We start from the raw sequence: 17,347 nt of genomic DNA, 5'->3' as shown, positions 1-17,347 counted from the left end.
AGAACCTAGAAGGGGAATCGGCCCGCAGGAGGGTTCATTTCCCTGCGGGGATCCCGGGTCAATTCCGTGGCGGAGCCGGGTTTCAGGGGCGGGTGTTCCAGCCCGCGATGACCGGCAGTCCGTGTTCCGTCGACAGGGTGCTGACCGTGCCGGTGCGCAGCAGGAAGAGGCGGCCCTCCGTGGGGGGCAGGCCGAGGTAGCGGGCGGTCAGGACGCGCAGGAAGTGTCCGTGGGCGACCAGGACGACGTCGCCCCGGTTCTCGTTCAGGGCCTTGGCGGCCCGGGCCAGGACCCGGTCCGCGCGGACGCCGACCTGGGCCGCGTCCTCGCCCGGATGGTGGACGCCGCCCGCCGGAACCCCGTCGGTCCACAGCGACCAGTCGGGCCGGGTCCGCCGGATCTCGGCGGTGGTGATGCCCTCGTAGCCGCCGTAGTCCCATTCGTGGAGGTCCGGCTCGGGGACGCCGTCGCTCAGCCCGGCGAGCTGCGCGGTGGCCACGGCCCGGCTCAGCGGGCTGGTCAGGACGAGGGCCGGCTGCCGGCCGAGGAAGAAGGGGGCCAGGGAGATGGCCTCCTCGACCCCGCGGGCCGTCAGCGGCACGTCCGTCAGTCCGGTGTGCCGTCCGTCGGCGCTCCAGGCCGTCTCCCCGTGTCTCACCAGCAGCAGATCACTCATGTGCCGGACCTTACGGCCGCATGTCGGTGCCGGTCGCCCCGGGGTCGGCGTGTCACGCTCGGACGTCATGAACATGGGTGCGCGACCGGTCCGGCCCGCGCCGCTGACCGTGATGCTGGTGGTCCTGACCTGGGTGACGGGGCTGGTCGAGGCGGTCAGTCTGCTGGCCCTGGGTCCGGTGTTCACGGCGATGCAGACCGGCAACGTGCTGTTCCTCGCCTTCGGGCTGGCGCACGAGGGGAACCTGCCCGCGCTGGCCCCGGCGCTCTCGCTGGTCTCCTTCGCCGCGGGCACGGTGGCCGGGGCCCGGCTGGAGGCGGCGATGGAGGTCCGGGGGCAGCACTGGTTCGTGACCGGGCTGGGCGTCGAGGGGACGCTGATCCTGGGCGCCGCGTGCATCGGATGGGGCCTGGAACCGCGGTACGGGGATCCCGCCGCCCGGCACCTGTTCGCGACCTGCGTCCTGGCGGTGGCGATGGGGCTGCGCACGGTCACGAGCATGCGGGTCAACGTGCCGGGCGTGCCGACGACCCTGGTCACCCGGTCGATGGCCGCCTTCCTCGGCGGCTCCGCCCTCGGCCACGACATGGCCCTCGGGTACGGCACGGGCTCGTGGGGGCGGCGGGCGTGGGCGGTGACGGCGATGTTCACCGGCGGGCTGACGGGTGCCCTGCTCCTGCGGGCGGGCTGGACGGTGAACTGGCTGCTCCTGCCGGCGGCCGCGGTGGTCTTCGCCGTGGCGCTGGTGTACCTGGCGCGGCCCTCGCTGCACACCGGCGGGCGCTGAGTCCCCCCGCCGGCCCTCCCTTCGGGAGGCCCTGGGGAATTCGATGCGGAAACGCTGCAAGTTGGCCCGGGCGGCCGCGCCGGAGACGCTCGGGCCATGGACGACCACGACCCGAAGGAACCCGGGAGGCGGGACGCCCCCCGGACCGCCCCCCGGACCGCCCGCCGCGCCGGCGCGGTCGCCACCGCCGACGCGGGTGACACCGGCGCCCGCGGCCCCGGCGCCCCGGTCAGGCCGGCCGACGGGTCGCCGCCCGGTCTCGCGGCGGGGTTCGTGTCCGGGGACGAGCGCTGCGTGGAGGAGGTGTACCGGCGCTGGCGGCCCCTGGTGCACTCCCTGGCCCGGCGTTCGCTGGGGGACGACCGCGAGGCCGAGGACGTGACCCAGCAGGTGTTCCTCGCCGCCTGGCGCGGCCGGGCCGGCTACCGCCCCGGGCCCGGCGGACTCGGGGCCTGGCTCACCGGCATCACCCGCCACAAGATCGCCGACGCCCTGGAGGCGCGGACCCGGCGGGCCCGGGCGGTGGCGGCCGCCGCGGGCACCGTCCACGAGCTCGCCCCGTACCCCGGTGACCCGGGGCGGCCGGAGCCGGAGCGGGCCCTGGACCGGGTCCTGGTCCTCGGGGAGCTGGCCCGGCTGCCGTCGGCGCAACGGCGCGTGCTGTGCCTCGCGTTCTACGCCGACCTGAGCCAGACCCAGATCGCCGCCCGCACGGGGCTTCCGCTGGGCACCGTCAAGAGCCACATGCGGCGGGCGCTGCACCTGCTGCGCCGGTCGCTGGAGCCGGGCCGGCTGCCAGCGCCGAGATGACCTCCAGTCCCGAACGCAGCCCGAACAGCCGCTCGGTGCGCGGGGCCTGGGTGCCGCCGCCCCAGCCGGGTCCGGCGAGGAGGAGCGCCGAACGGCCCCGGGCTCCGCGCAGTCCCCATTCGATGCCGGCCACCGAGCGGGCCAGGGCCCGGTCGGCGGTGGTCCGGGACTGCGACCAGAGCACGGCCGCGCGGGGGCCGGTGCGCCGCACCGCGTCGAACAGCGCCTCGGCGGGCAGTGCGGCGCCGAACATCCGTACCGGCAGGCCCCGTTCGCCGAGGGCGGCGGCCAGTGCCTCGATCGGCAGGCTGTGCAGTTCGCCGGGGGTGCAGGCGAGCAGCACCGGGGCCGTTCCCGGCCGGGGAGGTGCCGGGCGGACGCGGTGCATGGCGGCGGAGACGTGCCAGGAGAGCAGGTGCTCGACCTCGATGTAACGCTCCCCCGCCGAGGCCCACTTGCGGCCGACCGCGTGCAGGGTCGGGGCGATGATCTCCTCCCAGGCGGTGACGAGGCCGTGCTCCGCCAGGGCGGCGTCGAGCAGTTCGGCCACGGCCGGCGCGTCCAGGCGTACGGCGGCCCGCGCGAGCCCCCGGCCCTCCGGCCGCGCCTCCCCGAGGGGGAGGGCACCGCGCCCGCCCGGCGTCGCGGCGGCCGGCCCGCTCGCGGCGGAGGTGCCGGGGGCTCCGCCGAGCGCGGCCCGGGCCGCCTCGGACGGGGGTACGCCCCGCGCGGTGAGCCGGCACATCAGGTCGAGGCGGGCGATGTCCTCGGGGGTCCAGCGGCGGTGCCGGCCGTCTTCGCGCCGGGCGGGGCCGATGGCGTAGCGGCGCTCCCAGGAGCGGAGCGTGGTCGGGGAGACCCCGAGGCGGCGGGCGACGGCGCCGGTGCTCAGGGCGGCGTCGGGGAGGTCCTGCGGGGGTCCGGGGGGCGGCGGCTCGGGGTCCACCGGTTCACGGTACGCCGTGGGACCGGCGCGGGGCGTCACGTACCGTCCCGTCCCCGCCGGAAGCGGTCGAGGCCGTCGGCGAGGTCCACCACCGGGTCCGGGTAGTCGTAGCGTGCCCGTTCCGGGGCCGGGAGCCGCCACGGCTCGTGGACGCGGGGGGCGGGCAGGCCGGCGAGTTCGGGCACCCAGCGGTGGACGTAGCTGCCGTCGGGGTCGTACCGCAGGCCCTGGCGGACGGGGTTGAGGACCCGGTTGGGCCGGGTGTCGGTGCCGGTGCCCGCCACCCACTGCCAGTTGAGCTGGTTGTTGGCGAGGTCCCCGTCGACGAGCAGTTCCAGGAAGTGCCGGGCGCCGGTGCGCCAGTCCACGTACAGGGTCTTGGCGAGGAAGCTCGCGGCCAGCAGCCGGCCCCGGTTGTGCATCCAGCCCTCGTGGCGCAGCTGGCGCATGGCGGCGTCGACGACGGGGTAGCCGGTGCGGCCCTCCTTCCAGGCCCGGACCTCTTCCTCGGCGTCGGCTCCGGTGCGCCAGCGGTCCTGGCGGGGCCGGTAGTCCTCGGTGGCGGCGGCGGGGCGGGCGGCGAGGACCTGGTGGTGGAAGTCGCGCCAGCACAGCTGCCGGACGAAGGCCTCGGCGCCGGGGCCGCCGGCCGCGCGGGCGCGGTGGACGGCCTCGGCGGGCGAGAGCGTGCCGAAGTGCAGGTGCGGGGAGAGGCGGGAGGTGGCGTCGCCCGCGAGGTCGTCGTGGACGTCCTCGTAGTGGGTGATGCCGTCGCGCAGCCAGTGCGTCAGGAGGCGGCGGGCCTCGCGTTCGCCGCCGCGGGCGAGGCCCGGGGAGGTGCCGGTGACGGCACCGCGGGCGGGCAGGGGGTCGGAGCCGATGTCCGGGGGGACGGGGACGGTGCGCGGGGCGGGGGCGGGGGTCCGCGCGGGCAGTTCGGACCAGCGGCGCAGGTACGGGGTGAAGACGGCGAAGTGGTCGGAGCCGGCCGGGAGGACGGCGCCGGGCGCGACCGCGGTGACCACGGTGTCGTGGACGTAGAGGCGGCGGCCGCGGGCTTCGAGCGCGGCGCGCAGCCGTTCCTCGCGGGCGTGGGCGTAGGCGCTGACCCCGGCCGCCATGTGCACCTCGTCGGCGTCGGTCTCCTGGACGAGGGCGCAGACCTCGGCCACGGCGTCCCCGGAGCGGATCACGAGGCGGCCGCCGCGTTCGCGCAGGCCGGCGTCGAGGTCGGCGAGGCAGTCGGCGAGGAAGGCCAGCCGGTTGGGGGCGGCGAAGCCCGCGGCTTCGATGGCGCGGTCGCGGACGAAGAGGGGGACGACGCGGTCGCAGGAGGAGAGGGCGGCGCGCAGCGGCGGGTGGTCGTGCAGGCGCAGGTCGGAGGTGTACAGGACCACCGCGATGTTCATGGCTGTCGGCTCCGCGTCAGGGCTGGGGACGGCTGTCGTGGGGTTCTTCGGCGGCGGGGGCCCGGACGGATGCGGGGGCCGGTGCCCCGTCGAGGCGTTCGGCGGCGCGGGCGATGTTGCGGGCCATGCCGCCGAAGACGACGGCGTGGAAGGGGGACACGCTCCACCAGTACAGGTGGCCGAGGAGGCCGTGCGGGTGGAACAGGGCCCGCTGGCGGTACAGCGTCCGCCGCCCCGGGCCGGTTCCGGCGTCCGTCTTCGGGTCGGTGTCCGCGTCGGGGGCCGGGTCGGCGTACATCTCCAGCCAGGCCAGGCCCGGCAGCCGCATCTCCGCGCGCAGGCGGAGCAGGCGGCCCGGCTCGATCTCCTCCACGCGCCAGAAGTCGAGGGAGTCACCGACCCGCAGCCGGGCGGCGTCGCGGCGGCCGCGCCGGATGCCGACGCCGCCGACGAGCCGGTCCAGCCAGCCCCGTACGGCCCAGGCCAGGGGGAAGGAGTACCAGCCGTTGTCGCCGCCGATGCCCTCGACCACCCGCCACAGGGCTTCGGGGGAGGCGTCGACGGCCCGCTCGCGCCGGTCGGCGTAGAGGCTGCCGCCCGCCCAGTCGGGGTCGGTGGGCAGCGGGTCGCTGGGGGCGCCGGGCAGGGAGGCGGAGGACCAGCGGGTGGTCACGTCGGCTTCCCGGACCCTCTGGAGGGCCAGGTCGAGGGCCCGGTCGAAGCCGATGGGGGTGCCCGGCGGGTCGGGGACGTAGGCGGCGATGTCGTGCTCGTCGCAGACCACCTCGTGGCGCAGCGATTCGGCGAGCGGGCGGGCCAGCGCCCGCGGGACGGGGGTGACGAGGCCGATCCAGTGGCTGGACAGGCGCGGGGTCAGCATCGGGACGCGCAGGATGAGCCGTCGGGGCAGTTCGGCCACGACGGCGTAGCGGCGCATCATCTCCTCGTACGTCACCACGTCCGGGCCGCCGATGTCGAAGGCGCGGCTGACCTCGGGCGGCATGCCGGCGCTGCCGACGAGGTAGCGCAGGACGTCGCGGACGGCGATGGGCTGGATGCGGGTGCCGACCCAGCTGGGGGTCACCATGACGGGCAGCCGTTCGGTGAGGTAGCGCAGCATCTCGAAGGAGGCGGAGCCGGAGCCGATGATGACGGCGGCGCGCAGCACGGTGGTGGGCACTCCGGAGGCGAGCAGGATCTGTCCGACCTCGGCGCGGGAGCGCAGGTGCGGGGACAGGTCGTGGGGCGGGATGCCGGTCGGGGTGAGCCCGCCGAGGTAGACGATGCGGCGGACCCCGGCCGCGCGGGCCTGCTCGGCGAAGATCCGGGCGGCCGTGCGGTCCCGGTCCTCGAAGTCGTGGCCGGTGCCGAGGGCGTGGACGAGGTAGTAGGCGACGTCGACGCCGCGCAGGGCGGACGCGACGGATTCGGCGTCGGTGACGTCCCCGCGCACCACTTCGGCCCGGCCCGCCCAGGGGTGGTCGCGCAGCCGTTCGGGTGAGCGGGCCAGACAGCGGACGCGGTGTCCGGCGTCGAGGAGTTCGGGCACCAGTCGGCCGCCGATGTAGCCGGTGGCGCCGGTGACCAGGCAGAGCGGTCCGGTCGTGGGTGTCGTGCCGGTCGTGGCGGTGTCCCCGGTCATGGGTGTCTCCCTCGTCGTGGCCGGTTCATCGTCGCCGGTCCGGGAGCCGGGCGCCCGTCGTACCCGGCCGTCTGCCGCGGGCGGCCGGCGCTCGTGGCCCCCGTCGGCGGTCGTACCCCGGGCGGGCGGCCTGCCCGGCGCGGCGGCCGTCGTACGGGATTCGCCCGGACCGCGCCGACCGGATGCGCGGATCCGCCCCGGGACACATCCGGAACCCCCTCCGGCTCCGAAGCAACGGTGAAGGAGGGAGCGAGATGACCGAACGAGGACGACCGCGCACCGCCGTGATCGGCGGGGGCGTGTCCGGGCTGACGGCGGCGTACGTGCTGGCCCGCAGCCACGAGGTGACCCTCTACGAGGCCGACGACCGGCTGGGCGGGCACGCCCACACCCACGAGGTGAAGGGCCCCGACGGCCGGGTCCGGGCCGTCGACTCCGGCTTCATCGTGCACAACGACCGGACGTACCCGCACCTGCTGCGGCTCTTCCGTGAGCTGGGCGTGGCCAGCCGCCCGACGACGATGAGCCTGTCGGTGCACTGCGAGGGCTGCGGGCTGGAGTACGCGGGGGCGCGGGGCCCGCGGGGGCTGTTCGCCCGTCCGGGGGGTGCGCTGCGGCCCGCGTACCTGCGGATGCTGGCGCAGGTCCCGGTGTTCCACCGGCAGGCCCGGCGGCTGCTGACGCTGCCCGAGGGGGCCCGTGAGCCGACCCTGGGCGAGTTCCTGGAGCGGGGCGGCTTCGGCGCGTACTTCACGGGGCACTTCGCGATCCCGCTGGTGGCCTCGGTGTGGTCCTGTCCCCCGGGCACCGCGCTGCGCTACCCGGCCCGCTACCTGTTCCGCTTCCTCGCCCACCACGGGCTGCTGTCGGTGGGCGGCTCGCCGAGCTGGCGCACGGTCGAGGGCGGTTCGGCGCGCTACGTCGAGCGGGTCCGGGAGGAACTGGGCGCGGGCGCGGTACGGGTCGCCTCCGCGGTGCGGGAGCTGGCCCGCACCCCGGACGGGGTGCTGGTCACGACCGCCGACGGGTCCCGGGCCCGGTACGACGGGGTGGTCGTCGCCGTCCACGCCGACCAGGCGCTGCGGATGCTGGCCGATCCGACGGACGCCGAGCGGGCGGTGCTCGGCGCCTTCCGCTACTCCCGCAACCGGACCGTCCTGCACACCGACGCCTCGGTGCTGCCGCGCGCGGCCGGGGCCCGGGGCTGCTGGAACTACCGGCTGTCCGGGTGCCTGCCGGACGAGGAGGTTCCGGTGCAGGTCAGCTACGACATGAACCGGCTCCAGGGGCTGGACGCGCCGGAGCCGTACGTGGTCACGCTGGGCGCCGACGAGCGGGTGCGGCCGGACCTGGTGCTGGCGGAGATGGTCTACGAGCATCCGGTGTACACGCCGGAGTCGGTCGCGGCGCAGCGCCTGCTGCCCGGGCTGTCGGGGCCGGTGACGGCGTTCGCCGGGGCCTACCACGGGTGGGGGTTCCACGAGGACGGCTGCCGGTCGGGCGTGGCCGCGGCGGCCGCGCTGGGGGTGGGGTGGTGAGGGCCGCGCTGTACGAGGCGGACATCCGGCACGTGCGGGCCGGCGTCCCGGCGTACCGGCTGCGGCACCGGACGTACCTGTGGCTGGTGGACCTCGCCGAGCCGCCGCGGCTGCCGTGGCCGGTGCGCGTGCTCGCCCGCTTCGACGCCCGCGACCACTTCGGCGGCGGGGAGCCCGGCATCCGCGCGGGCCTGGACCGTTTCCTGGCGTCGCGCGGGGTCGTGCTGCCGGCGGGGGCGCGGGTGTCGATGCTGGCGCACGCCCGGGTGTTCGGCTTCGTCTTCAACCCGCTCTCGGTGTACTGGTGCCGCGCCCCGGACGGCGCCCTGCTGCACGTGGTCGCGGAAGTGCACAACACGTACGGCGGCCGGCACTGCTACCTGCTGGGCCCGGAGGCCGCCGGGGGAACGGCCACGGTTCCCAAGGAGTTCCACGTCTCCCCCTTCCTCGGGGCCGACGGCGCCTACGCGATGCGGATGCCGGAGCCGGGGACGGAGCTCGCGCTGAGCGTGCGCCTGGCGGGCGGTGCGGACGGGGTCCGCCTCACGGCGACCGTGCGCGGCAGGCGCCGGCCCGCGGGCGTACGGGGAGTGCTGCGCGCGGCGCTGCGGCACCCCTGGTCGACCGCGGCCGTGGCGGTGGGCATCCGCTTCCACGGGGTCCGGCTGTGGCTGCGCGGGGCCCCCGTCCGCCCCCGACCGCCCCGGGTGCCCCCGGCGGGTGTGCCGGCGGCCGGCGCGAGGGGGACGCGGTGAACTGGGGCGGCTTCGGGATCAACCTGGCGGTGGCCGCCGGTACCGCCCTCACCGTCATGCTCGCCGCCTTCGCGGTGGGGGTCCGCACGGGCCTGCACCGGGTGGTCGACGTGGCGTGGGGCGCGGCCTTCGCGGCCGTAGCGCTGGCCACGTACGGGGTCTCGGGCGGCATCTCGGGCGCGGGCGGCGGCCGGGCCCTGCTGCTGACGGTGCTCACGGTGGTGTGGGGGCTGCGCCTGGCGGGGCACATCGCGTGGCGGGGCCGGGGGCACGGGGAGGACCCGCGGTACGAGCGGATGCTGGCCCGGGCCCCGGGGAGCCGGAACCTGTACGCCCTGCGCACGGTCTACCTGCTCCAGGCGGCGCTGGTCTGGCTGGTCTCGCTGCCGGTGCAGGCGGGCGCGTACGCGGACGGCGCCCCGGGCGGGCTCGCGGTGGCGGGGACGGCGCTGTGGCTGGGCGGTCTGCTCTTCGAGGCGGTCGGGGACCGGCAGCTGGCCCGGTTCCGGGCGGATTCCGCGAACCGGGGGAAGATCATGGACCGGGGCCTGTGGGCGTGGACCCGGCACCCGAACTACTTCGGCGACTTCTGCGTGTGGTGGGGGATCTTCCTGGTCGCCGCCGGGTCCGCGCAGGCGGCCGCGGTCTCCGTGGTGTCACCGCTGGTGATGTCGTACCTGCTGATCGGCGGCAGCGGGAAGCGGCTGCTGGAGCGGCACATGGCGGACCGTCCGGGATACGCGGAGTACCGGGCGCGGACCAGTGGTTTCCTGCCGTGGCCGCCGGCCCGGGGCGGCCGGACCCGATCCGGATGAACCGGGCCATTGGTACAGTCGCGGCATGGCCGTGGACGAGCTCGACACCCGGATCCTGCGCCTGCTGATCGAGCAGCCGCGCACCAGCGTCCGCGAGTACGCCCGGATCCTCGGGGTGGCGCGGGGCACGCTCCAGGCCCGGCTGGACCGGCTGGAGCGGACCGGGGTGATCACCGGGACGGGTCCGGCGCTGTCCCCCGCCGCGCTCGGGCATCCCGTACTGGCCTTCGTGCACATCGAGGTGACCCAGGGGCACCTGGACGAGGTCGGCGACGCCCTCGCCGCGGTGCCCGAGATCATCGAGGCCTTCTCCATCACCGGCGGCGGGGACCTGCTGACGCGGGTCGCGGCCCGGGACAACGCGCACCTGGAGGACGTGATCCAGCAGCTGATCCGGCTGCCGGGAGTGGTCCGGACGCGGACCGAGGTGGCGCTGCGCGAGCGGGTCGCGCACCGGCTGCTGCCGCTGGTCGAGGCGGTGGGCAGGGCGGCGGGGACCAGTGCGGCCGCGGACAGGGCAGCGGGCAAACCCTGACAGGATGGCGGGGACAGGCACACGACCGGCAGGACGGGCACAGCGGATGATTTCCGTCATATTCGATCTCGACGGCACCCTCGTGGACAGCGAGCCGAACTACTACGAGTCGGGCCGCCTCACCCTGGAGCGGCACGGCGTCCCCGACTTCACGTGGGAGCAGCACTCCCGCTTCATCGGGATCGGCACCCTGGAAACGCTGGAGGTCCTCAAGGAGCGGTACGGCCTGCGGGCGCCGGTCGAGCAGCTCCTCGCGGAGCAGAACGCCGCCTACCTGGAGCTGGCCCGCACCCGGACCGAGGCCTTCCCCGAGATGCGCGCCTTCGTGGAGCGGCTGCACGCGCGGGGCGTGCCGATGGCGGTGGCCTCGGGCTCCTCGCGCGAGGCGATCGACGCCGTGCTCGTGGGCACCGGACTGGACGCCCTGCTGACGACGGTGGTCTCCGCCGAGGAGGTCGCCCACGGCAAGCCCGCGCCGGACGTGTTCCTGGAGGCGGCCCGCCGGCTCGGAGCCGCGCCGGCCGACTGCGTGGTGATCGAGGACGCGGCGCCCGGAGCCGAGGCCGCCCGGGCCGCCGGGATGGCCTGCGTGGCGGTCCCGTACGTGGCGGCCACCGCGGACGACCCGGCCTTCGCGGGCGCGGGCCTGCTCTTCGCGGGCGGTCAGGCGCAGTTCAGCGCGGACGCGGCCCACGACTGGCTGACCGCGCACGGGGCGGGCCGCGGCGCGGCCTGATCTTCACCGCGGAGTCTGCCGGGTGGCTGGGCGCAGGTGTCCCGCCGGTGCGGGTTCCGGCAGCCGCCGTCCGGACCCTGGCGCCCTTCCGTTGGCGCTGGCACCATGCCCCGGTGACCGCCCCACCGCTGTCCCGGGGAGCCGAGCGCGGACCGCGCCGGTGGCCCCTCGTCGGGAACCTGCCGGCCTTCGCCCGCGATCCGCTGGCCTTCTTCGAGTCCCTGCGCGACGAGTACGGCGACTGGGTGCCGTGGGCCCTCGGACCCCGCCGCAACGTGCTGGTCTCCCGGCCCGAGCACGCCGGCGAACTGCTCGGCGCCGTCGAGGACACCTTCCGGCCGACCGAACTGGGCTGGGCGTTCCGCAGCCTCCTCGGGAACGGGGTGGTCGTCGCCACCGGGGACGACTGGCGGCGCAAGCGGGCGCTGGTCCAGCCCGCGGTGCGGCCGCGGCAGGTGCGCGCGTACGCCGCCACGATGGTGGAGTGCGCGGACGCCCTCGCCTCCGGCTGGGCTCCGGGTGCCCGGATCGACGTCCACCGGGAGATGGCCGGGCTCACCCAACGGATCGCGGTGCGCACCCTGTTCGGGGGCGACGCGGCCGGCCGGGAGGCTCCGATCAGCGCCGCCATGGCCACGGCGCAGCGGGAGCTGGGGGCGGAGTTCCGGGGGCTGACGCTGTTCCTGCCGCCGTGGGTGCGCACGCCGGGGCGGCGCCGGATGCGCGCGGCGGTAGCGGTCCTCGACCGGGAGATCGAGCACGTCGTACGGGAGCACGAGGCGGCCGCCGCGGCCGGTGAGGAACGCGACGACCTGCTGAGCCGGCTGCTCGCGGCCCGCGGTGCACACGGGGAGCCGCTGTCGCGCAGGGAACTGCGGGACGAGGCCGTGACCCTGTACATCGGCGGCCACGAGACCACCTCCACGACCCTGACGTGGGCCTGGCAGCTCCTGTCGGGGGCACCGGAGGCCAGGGCCCGGCTGTCGGAGGAGCTGGACCGGGTGCTCGGCGGGCGGCTCCCCGGGTACGAGGACTACGCCCGGCTGCCCTGGACGCGGCAGGTGGTCAAGGAGGCCCTGCGGATCTACCCGCCGATCTGGCTGATCTCGGCGGTGGCCGGCGAGGGCGCGCGGCTCGGCGGACGGCCGGTTCCGGCCGGGACCTCGGTGTGGACCAGCCCGTGGTCGGTGCACCGTGACGCCCGCTGGTTCCCCGAGCCGCTGGCCTTCCGGCCCGAGCGGTGGGACGCGGACGCCCCGCGGCCGGTGCCCGAGCACGCCTGGTTCCCCTTCGGCGGGGGGCCCCGGGCCTGTCTGGGGGCCCGGTTCGCGCTGGTCGAGGCGGCTCTGGTGCTGGCGGTGCTGGGGCAGCGCTTCCACCTCGACACCGGGCCGGTGCCGGCGAAGGTGTTCCCCGGCCTGACCCTCCAGCCGGTGGGGCCGGTCCCGGCGACGCTGCGGCCGCGCTGACCTCACGTCCGACCGCGCCGCGCTGAGCTGCGGCGGGGCCAACTGCCCCTGGGAACTGCCCCTTTGGGCCGAATTCCGCTCCTAGTCTCGGGCCTCGGCGGCGGCGGGAAGCACGCCGCCCCGGACCAGGAGAGGGCTCGATGGAGATGAAGAAGAACAAACTGGCGGCCGGCGGCGCCGCGGTCGTGATGGCCGCGGGGATAGCGATCACCGCGGTCGGCGCGGCGAACGCGGCCGACCGCACGTCGTCCGGCGCGCGGATCACGTCCGTGGAGCAGCTGCACGAGAACCTCGCGCAGGCGGTGGCGCACGAGCAGGCCCTCGGGCTCCAGGGCACCATAGGCGGCCCCGTGGGCCGTGAGGTGCTCGAGTCGTACGACGCGATCGAAGGCTGACGGGACGGTGAGCACCGTGGGAAGCGAGCAGAGCGCGGCCGCGGCGCCGACCTGGTGTCCGAGCGGCGAGGCCCGGGCTCCCGAGTCCGTCGTCCTCGGTGTCCGTTCGGCGGCCGACGGCCGGGTGGTGTACCTCGCCGATCCCGTCCCGGCGCCGGAGGTCCTGTCCACCCTGCCGGACGGGATCGAGCCGACGCGGGTCCTGCGCTTCGCCTCGCACTGCGTCTCGGCCTGCGTCAACCGGCGGGGCGACGACTGCGCGCTGGTGGAACGGGTCCTGGCCCTGCCCGCGGCCGACGCGGACACCCGCGCGGTCCCACGGTGCCACCTCCGCGCCCGGTGCCAGTGGTGGCAGCAGACGGGTGTGGACGCCTGCCACCGCTGCCCGGCCGTCACCACGGCCACCTTCCGGGAGGACGAACTCGCCACGCTGGTGGCGGACCCTTCGACCACCCCGGAGCAACTGGCGGCCTGGATCAGGGATTCGGCCTGACCGGTGCCCCCTCGACGGGCCGCCCGCCGCGGCGGCCGTCGGACGTTCACCCCCGCCGCGGGCGGGGCGGGCCGCGCGCCCGCCCCGCCCGCGGCTCGTCGCGTACGCGGACGGCCGCCCGTGTGGCCACACCCTGCGGACGAGGTCCGTTCCGCGGGTGTTCGCCCCGTTCAGACGGACCCGGCGTCCCGATATCGGAGACGCGGTGTCCAGTGGCCGAGACGGCATTGACCCCCCGGCGCCCGGGTGGCTACGTTCTGCCGCATGTTGCGTTCAGCCCTCCTCACCACGCGCGGTCACATCGACCTGCTGCGGGTGGCCTCCGCCGCGTGTCGCCGCGGCTGCTGACGCCCTTTTCCCGTTCGTGTCACGAGCGCTCCGCGCTCGGCCTCCGCACGCCCTGAACTCCCCGGCCGTACCGGTCCCGTAGCCCTGCGCTGCGGCGTACCGGTGCGGGGCCGGTGCGGGTGCGTGCGCCTCCTCGCCTCTCCCCTTCCGTGGAGCCTCCATGAGCATCGGCCACGCGCCGCCCGACATATCCCCCAAAACGGGATCCGGGGCGGCCGCTCAGCCCGCCGGTACCGCCACCGCCTCCGAACCCGACTCCGCTCCCGCCCTCGTACCCGTGGTGCCGTCCTCCGCGCGGCGCACACCGGTACCGCGCTGGGTGCGCCGGGCCACCGGACCGCTGCTCCTGCTCGCGCTGTGGCAACTGGCCAGCACCTTCGGGGTGTTGCCCGTGGACACGCTCGCGCCGCCGTCGACGATCGCCGACGCGGCCATCGGCCTGATCGGGGACGGGACCCTGCCCGCGGCCATGGGCATCTCCCTCCAGCGCGTGGCGGTCGGCCTGGTCATCGGCGGCACCGCGGGCACCGTGCTCGCCCTGCTGTCGGGGCTGTCACGGCTCGGCGAGGACCTGATCGACGCCAGCGTGCAGATGCTGCGCACGGTGCCCTGGGTCGGTCTGATCCCGCTGTTCATCATCTGGATGGGCATCGGGGAGGCGCCGAAGGTGGCGCTGATCGCCCTCGGCACGGCCTTCCACCTCTACCTGAACGTGTACGCCGGCATCCGCGGCGTGGACGAGCAGCTCATCGAGGCCGGCGGCGCCCTCGGGCTCGGCCGGTGGGGTCTGGTACGGCACGTGGTGCTGCCCGGGGCGCTGCCCGGGTTCATGACCGGGCTGCGCTACTCGCTGGCGACGGCCTGGCTGGCCCTGGTGTTCGGGGAGTCCATCAACGCGGACGCCGGGATCGGGTTCCTGATGAACCAGGCGCGGGAGTTCTTCCGTACCGACGTGATCGTCGTCTGCCTGGTCGTCTACGCCTTCCTCGGCCTCTCCGCCGACCTCGTCGTCCGTACTCTCGAAAGGCTGCTGCTGCAATGGCGACCGACGTTCAAGGGGCAGTGATCCCCCGGGCCGCCGTACGGGTGGAGGGCCTCACCCGGGCCTTCGACGGGCGGGCCGTCATCGACGGACTCGATCTGGCGCTGCGCGCCGGGGAGTTCACCGTGCTCCTGGGACGCAGCGGCTGCGGGAAGTCCACCCTGCTGCGGATCCTGGCCGGTCTGGACCGCGAGATCGAGGGCCTGGTGCTCGTCCCCGAGCGGCGGGCGGTGGCCTTCCAGGCACCCCGGCTGATGCCCTGGAAGCGGGTGTGGCGCAACGTCCTCCTCGGGCTGCCCGGGCGTCCCGAACGCGAGCGGGCCGAGCGGGCGTTGGCCGAGGTGGGCTTGCAACACCGCACCGACGCCTGGCCGAAGACGCTGTCCGGCGGCGAGGCGCAGCGGGCGTCGCTGGCCCGGGCGCTGGTGCGCGAACCCGATCTGCTGCTGCTGGACGAGCCGTTCGGGGCGCTCGACGCGCTGACCCGGATCAAGGCGCAGCAGCTGGTGGCCGAGCTGTGGCAGCGGCGCGGCTGTGCGGTGCTGCTGGTCACCCACGACGTGGACGAGGCCCTGCTGCTCGCCGACCGGGTGCTCGTGATGGACGAGGGCCGGATCGCCTACGACGCCCAGGTGCCGCTGGAGCGGCCGCGTTCGGTCGGCGACCCGGGGTTCGCGGAACTGCGGACCCGGCTCCTCGGTGAACTCGGCGTCGGCTGAACCCGGCTCCCCCTCCCCCACCCCCGCTTTCCTTCCGCCCGTGCACGAGAGACCGAAGAGAACCGACATGAGACGCAACTCCCTGCCCCTGCTCGCCTCCCTGATCCCGTTGTCCCTGGTCCTGACCGCGTGCGCCGGAGCCTCCGCCGACAGCGGCTCGGCGCCCTCCTCCTCGGACGGGGCCAAGGGCGGGGCCAAGGTCACGCTCAGCGTCGGTGACCAGAAGGGCGGCTACGAGTCCCTGCTGCGCGCGGCCGGTGAGCTGGACGGCCTCGACTACACGATCAAGTGGTCCACGTTCACCTCCGGTCCGCCGCTGCTGGAAGCGGTCAACGCCAAGGCCGTGGACATCGGCGGCGTGGGCAACACCCCGCCCGTCTTCGCGGCGGCCGCCAAGTCGAAGATCGCCGTCGTGGGCGCCACGCACGGCTCCTCGGCGGGCGAGGCGATCCTCGTGCCCAAGGACTCCGCGCTGCGGTCGGCCGGCGATCTGCGCGGCAAGAAGGTCGCCGTGGCCCAGGGCAGTTCGGCGCACTTCCAGCTGATCGCGAGCCTCCAGCAGGCCGGCCTGGCCCCGTCCGACGTGCAGATCACCCTGCTCCAGCCGGCGGACGCGCTCGCCGCGTTCAACAGCGGCAAGGTCGACGCCTGGGCGGTCTGGGATCCGTACACGTCCCAGGTGCTGCGCGGCGGCGCGCGCGTGCTCACCTCCGGCGAGGGGCTCGTCAACGGCCTCGGTTTCCAGGTCGCCGCGCCGTCCGCACTGGAGGACGGCGCGAAGAGCAAGGCCATCGCCGACTACCTCCAGCGGGTCCAGCGCGCCCAGGACTGGGTGTTCAAGCACCCGGAGGAATGGGCCAAGGTGTGGTCGAAGGAGACCGGACTGCCGTACGAGGTGGCCTTCGACGCGGTCAAGCGCAGCAACGGCACCCGCGTCACCGTCGCCGTGGACGACGCGGCCGTGGCCTCCGAGCAGAAGATCGCCGACACCTTCACCGAGCTGAAGCTGATCCCCGGCAAGGTCGTCTTCAAGGACTTCGTGGACACCCGCTTCAACCGTGACCTGCCGCCCTCCGACACCGCCCCCCGCTCGTACGGGAAGGACTCCTGATGACCGTCCGCCTGCACTGGTTCCTGCCGACCGGGGGTGACGGCCGCACCCTCGTCGACCGGCACGCCTACGCCGCCAACCGGGCGGCCGCCGGGGTGCGGGAGCCCGACATCGAGTACCTCGCCCAGATCGCCAAGGCGGCCGAACGGCTCGGTTTCGAGGCGGTGCTGACGCCGACCGGGACCTGGTGCGAGGACGCCTGGCTGACGACGGTGGCGCTGGCGCAGCACACCGAGCGGCTGAAGTTCCTCGTGGCCTTCCGGCCGGGGGTGATCTCGCCGACCCTGGCCGCGCAGATGGCGGCCACCTACCAGCGCATCACCCGCGGCAGGCTGCTGCTGAACGTGGTGACGGGCGGGGACTCGGCGGAGCAGCGGCGTTTCGGGGACCACCTCGACCACGACCGCCGGTACGAGCGGACCGCCGAGTTCCTCTCCGTCGTACGGGGCGTCTGGGGCGGGAAGCCGTACGACTTCCGGGGTGAGCACTACCGGATCGACGGCGGGCTGACGGCGCTGCCGCCCGACCCGCTGCCGGAGATCTTCTTCGGCGGGTCCTCGGCGGCGGCCGGTCCGGTCGCGGCCGAGCACGCCGACGTGTACCTGACGTGGGGGGAGCCTCCGCGGCAGGTGAAGGAGAAGATCGACTGGATCCGCTCGCTGGCCGAGGAGCGGGGACGGACGGTCCGCTTCGGCATCCGGCTGCACACCATCTCACGGGACTCGGCGAAGGAGGCGTGGGGCGCGGCGGACCGGCTGCTGGGGGACCTGTCCGACGCGGACATCGCCACCGCCCAGTCGTTGCTCGGGGTGAGCGAGTCGGTCGGGCAGCAGCGGATGCTGGCCCTGCACGGCGGCTCCCGGGACGAGCTGGAGATCTCCCCGAACCTGTGGGCGGGCGTCGGGCTGGTGCGGGGCGGGGCCGGGACGGCCCTGGTCGGCAGCCACGCCGACGTCGCGGACCGGATCGAGGAGTACCACGCGCTGGGCATCGAGCACTTCGTGCTGTCGGGCTACCCGCACCTGGAGGAGGCCTACTGGTTCGGCGAGGGCGTGACCCCGGAACTGGCGGCGCGCGGCCTCCTCGCCGGACGGGAAGACCGGGTGACCGTCCCGGGTTAG

The 17,347-nt window shown here is 75.4% G+C and carries 19 protein-coding genes; 15 read left to right on the top strand and 4 right to left on the bottom strand.

The window, feature by feature from the left end:
- Positions 1-82: 82 nt before the first annotated feature.
- Positions 83-676 carry a histidine phosphatase family protein gene (locus ABZZ17_RS00335; RefSeq protein WP_356870339.1) on the bottom strand — a complete coding sequence of 198 codons (594 nt, stop codon included), beginning with the start codon at positions 674-676 and terminating at the stop codon, positions 83-85.
- A 67-nt stretch (positions 677-743) separates the two neighbouring features.
- On the opposite strand from ABZZ17_RS00335, the gene ABZZ17_RS00330 reads away from it, so the two are divergent.
- The gene (locus ABZZ17_RS00330; protein ID WP_356870337.1) at positions 744-1,463 is read left to right on the top strand and encodes a YoaK family protein; all 720 of its coding nucleotides are present in this window, start codon (positions 744-746) and stop codon (positions 1,461-1,463) included.
- Between the two features lie 96 nt (positions 1,464-1,559).
- Entirely contained in the window at positions 1,560-2,273 is a 714-nt protein-coding gene (locus ABZZ17_RS00325) for a sigma-70 family RNA polymerase sigma factor (RefSeq protein ID WP_356870335.1), read from the top strand.
- Here ABZZ17_RS00325 and ABZZ17_RS00320 read toward each other — a convergent pair.
- From ABZZ17_RS00320 to ABZZ17_RS00310, 3 genes are read right to left on the bottom strand one after another with little or no spacing between them, the layout of a single operon-like run.
- On the bottom strand, positions 2,197-3,219 hold the full coding sequence (locus ABZZ17_RS00320; protein WP_356870333.1) for a MerR family transcriptional regulator: 1,023 nt from the start codon (positions 3,217-3,219) through the stop codon (positions 2,197-2,199). The genes ABZZ17_RS00325 and ABZZ17_RS00320 overlap by 77 nt on opposite strands.
- A 35-nt stretch (positions 3,220-3,254) precedes the next feature.
- Positions 3,255-4,628 carry a deoxyribodipyrimidine photo-lyase gene (locus tag ABZZ17_RS00315; RefSeq protein WP_356870331.1) on the bottom strand — a complete coding sequence of 458 codons (1,374 nt, stop codon included), beginning with the start codon at positions 4,626-4,628 and terminating at the stop codon, positions 3,255-3,257.
- A gap of 16 nt (positions 4,629-4,644) precedes the next feature.
- Positions 4,645-6,270, bottom strand: coding sequence for an SDR family oxidoreductase (locus ABZZ17_RS00310; protein WP_356870329.1), 1,626 nt, complete (start codon positions 6,268-6,270; stop codon positions 4,645-4,647).
- A gap of 254 nt (positions 6,271-6,524) precedes the next feature.
- Between ABZZ17_RS00310 and ABZZ17_RS00305 the strand changes: the two genes are divergently transcribed.
- From ABZZ17_RS00305 to ABZZ17_RS00245, 13 genes are all read left to right on the top strand, one after another.
- Complete coding sequence (locus ABZZ17_RS00305; RefSeq protein ID WP_356870327.1) at positions 6,525-7,808, top strand: FAD-dependent oxidoreductase; 1,284 nt, start codon at positions 6,525-6,527, stop codon at positions 7,806-7,808.
- Complete coding sequence (locus tag ABZZ17_RS00300) at positions 7,805-8,563, top strand: DUF1365 domain-containing protein (protein ID WP_356870325.1); 759 nt, start codon at positions 7,805-7,807, stop codon at positions 8,561-8,563. Before ABZZ17_RS00305 ends, ABZZ17_RS00300 begins: the two co-directional genes overlap by 4 nt.
- A 56-nt stretch (positions 8,564-8,619) precedes the next feature.
- Positions 8,620-9,378, top strand: a complete 759-nt coding sequence (locus tag ABZZ17_RS00295; protein WP_356870689.1) for a DUF1295 domain-containing protein — start codon at positions 8,620-8,622, stop codon at positions 9,376-9,378.
- A gap of 25 nt (positions 9,379-9,403) precedes the next feature.
- On the top strand, positions 9,404-9,913 hold the full coding sequence (locus ABZZ17_RS00290) for an Lrp/AsnC family transcriptional regulator (protein WP_356870323.1): 510 nt from the start codon (positions 9,404-9,406) through the stop codon (positions 9,911-9,913).
- A gap of 46 nt (positions 9,914-9,959) precedes the next feature.
- Positions 9,960-10,649, top strand: coding sequence for an HAD family phosphatase (locus ABZZ17_RS00285; RefSeq protein ID WP_356870321.1), 690 nt, complete (start codon positions 9,960-9,962; stop codon positions 10,647-10,649).
- A 113-nt stretch (positions 10,650-10,762) separates the two neighbouring features.
- Positions 10,763-12,118: a cytochrome P450 gene (locus tag ABZZ17_RS00280; protein ID WP_356870319.1), complete on the top strand. Its 1,356-nt coding sequence runs from the start codon at positions 10,763-10,765 to the stop codon at positions 12,116-12,118.
- Positions 12,119-12,258: 140 nt separating this feature from the next.
- A complete protein-coding gene (locus ABZZ17_RS00275) occupies positions 12,259-12,513 on the top strand; it encodes a hypothetical protein (protein WP_356870317.1) in 255 nt (84 codons plus the stop codon).
- A gap of 7 nt (positions 12,514-12,520) precedes the next feature.
- Complete coding sequence (locus ABZZ17_RS00270; protein ID WP_356870315.1) at positions 12,521-13,006, top strand: hypothetical protein; 486 nt, start codon at positions 12,521-12,523, stop codon at positions 13,004-13,006.
- Between the two features lie 264 nt (positions 13,007-13,270).
- A complete protein-coding gene (locus ABZZ17_RS00265) occupies positions 13,271-13,354 on the top strand; it encodes a putative leader peptide (RefSeq protein WP_349817350.1) in 84 nt (27 codons plus the stop codon).
- Between the two features lie 160 nt (positions 13,355-13,514).
- Positions 13,515-14,420: an ABC transporter permease gene (locus tag ABZZ17_RS00260; RefSeq protein ID WP_356870313.1), complete on the top strand. Its 906-nt coding sequence runs from the start codon at positions 13,515-13,517 to the stop codon at positions 14,418-14,420.
- Complete coding sequence (locus ABZZ17_RS00255) at positions 14,393-15,115, top strand: ABC transporter ATP-binding protein (protein ID WP_356870311.1); 723 nt, start codon at positions 14,393-14,395, stop codon at positions 15,113-15,115. The genes ABZZ17_RS00260 and ABZZ17_RS00255 overlap by 28 nt, the downstream gene beginning before the upstream one ends.
- A gap of 67 nt (positions 15,116-15,182) precedes the next feature.
- Positions 15,183-16,226 (top strand): ABC transporter substrate-binding protein, encoded by a 1,044-nt coding sequence (locus ABZZ17_RS00250; protein WP_356870309.1) that lies wholly within the window; start codon positions 15,183-15,185, stop codon positions 16,224-16,226.
- Complete coding sequence (locus ABZZ17_RS00245) at positions 16,226-17,347, top strand: LLM class flavin-dependent oxidoreductase (protein ID WP_356870307.1); 1,122 nt, start codon at positions 16,226-16,228, stop codon at positions 17,345-17,347. The genes ABZZ17_RS00250 and ABZZ17_RS00245 overlap by 1 nt, the downstream gene beginning before the upstream one ends.

This window comes from Streptomyces sp. NPDC006512 (assembly GCF_040611935.1).
Lineage (GTDB): Bacteria > Actinomycetota > Actinomycetes > Streptomycetales > Streptomycetaceae > Streptomyces.
The sequence above is the reverse complement of the archived record's forward strand: the minus strand, read 5'-3'. Positions and strand labels throughout refer to the sequence as shown.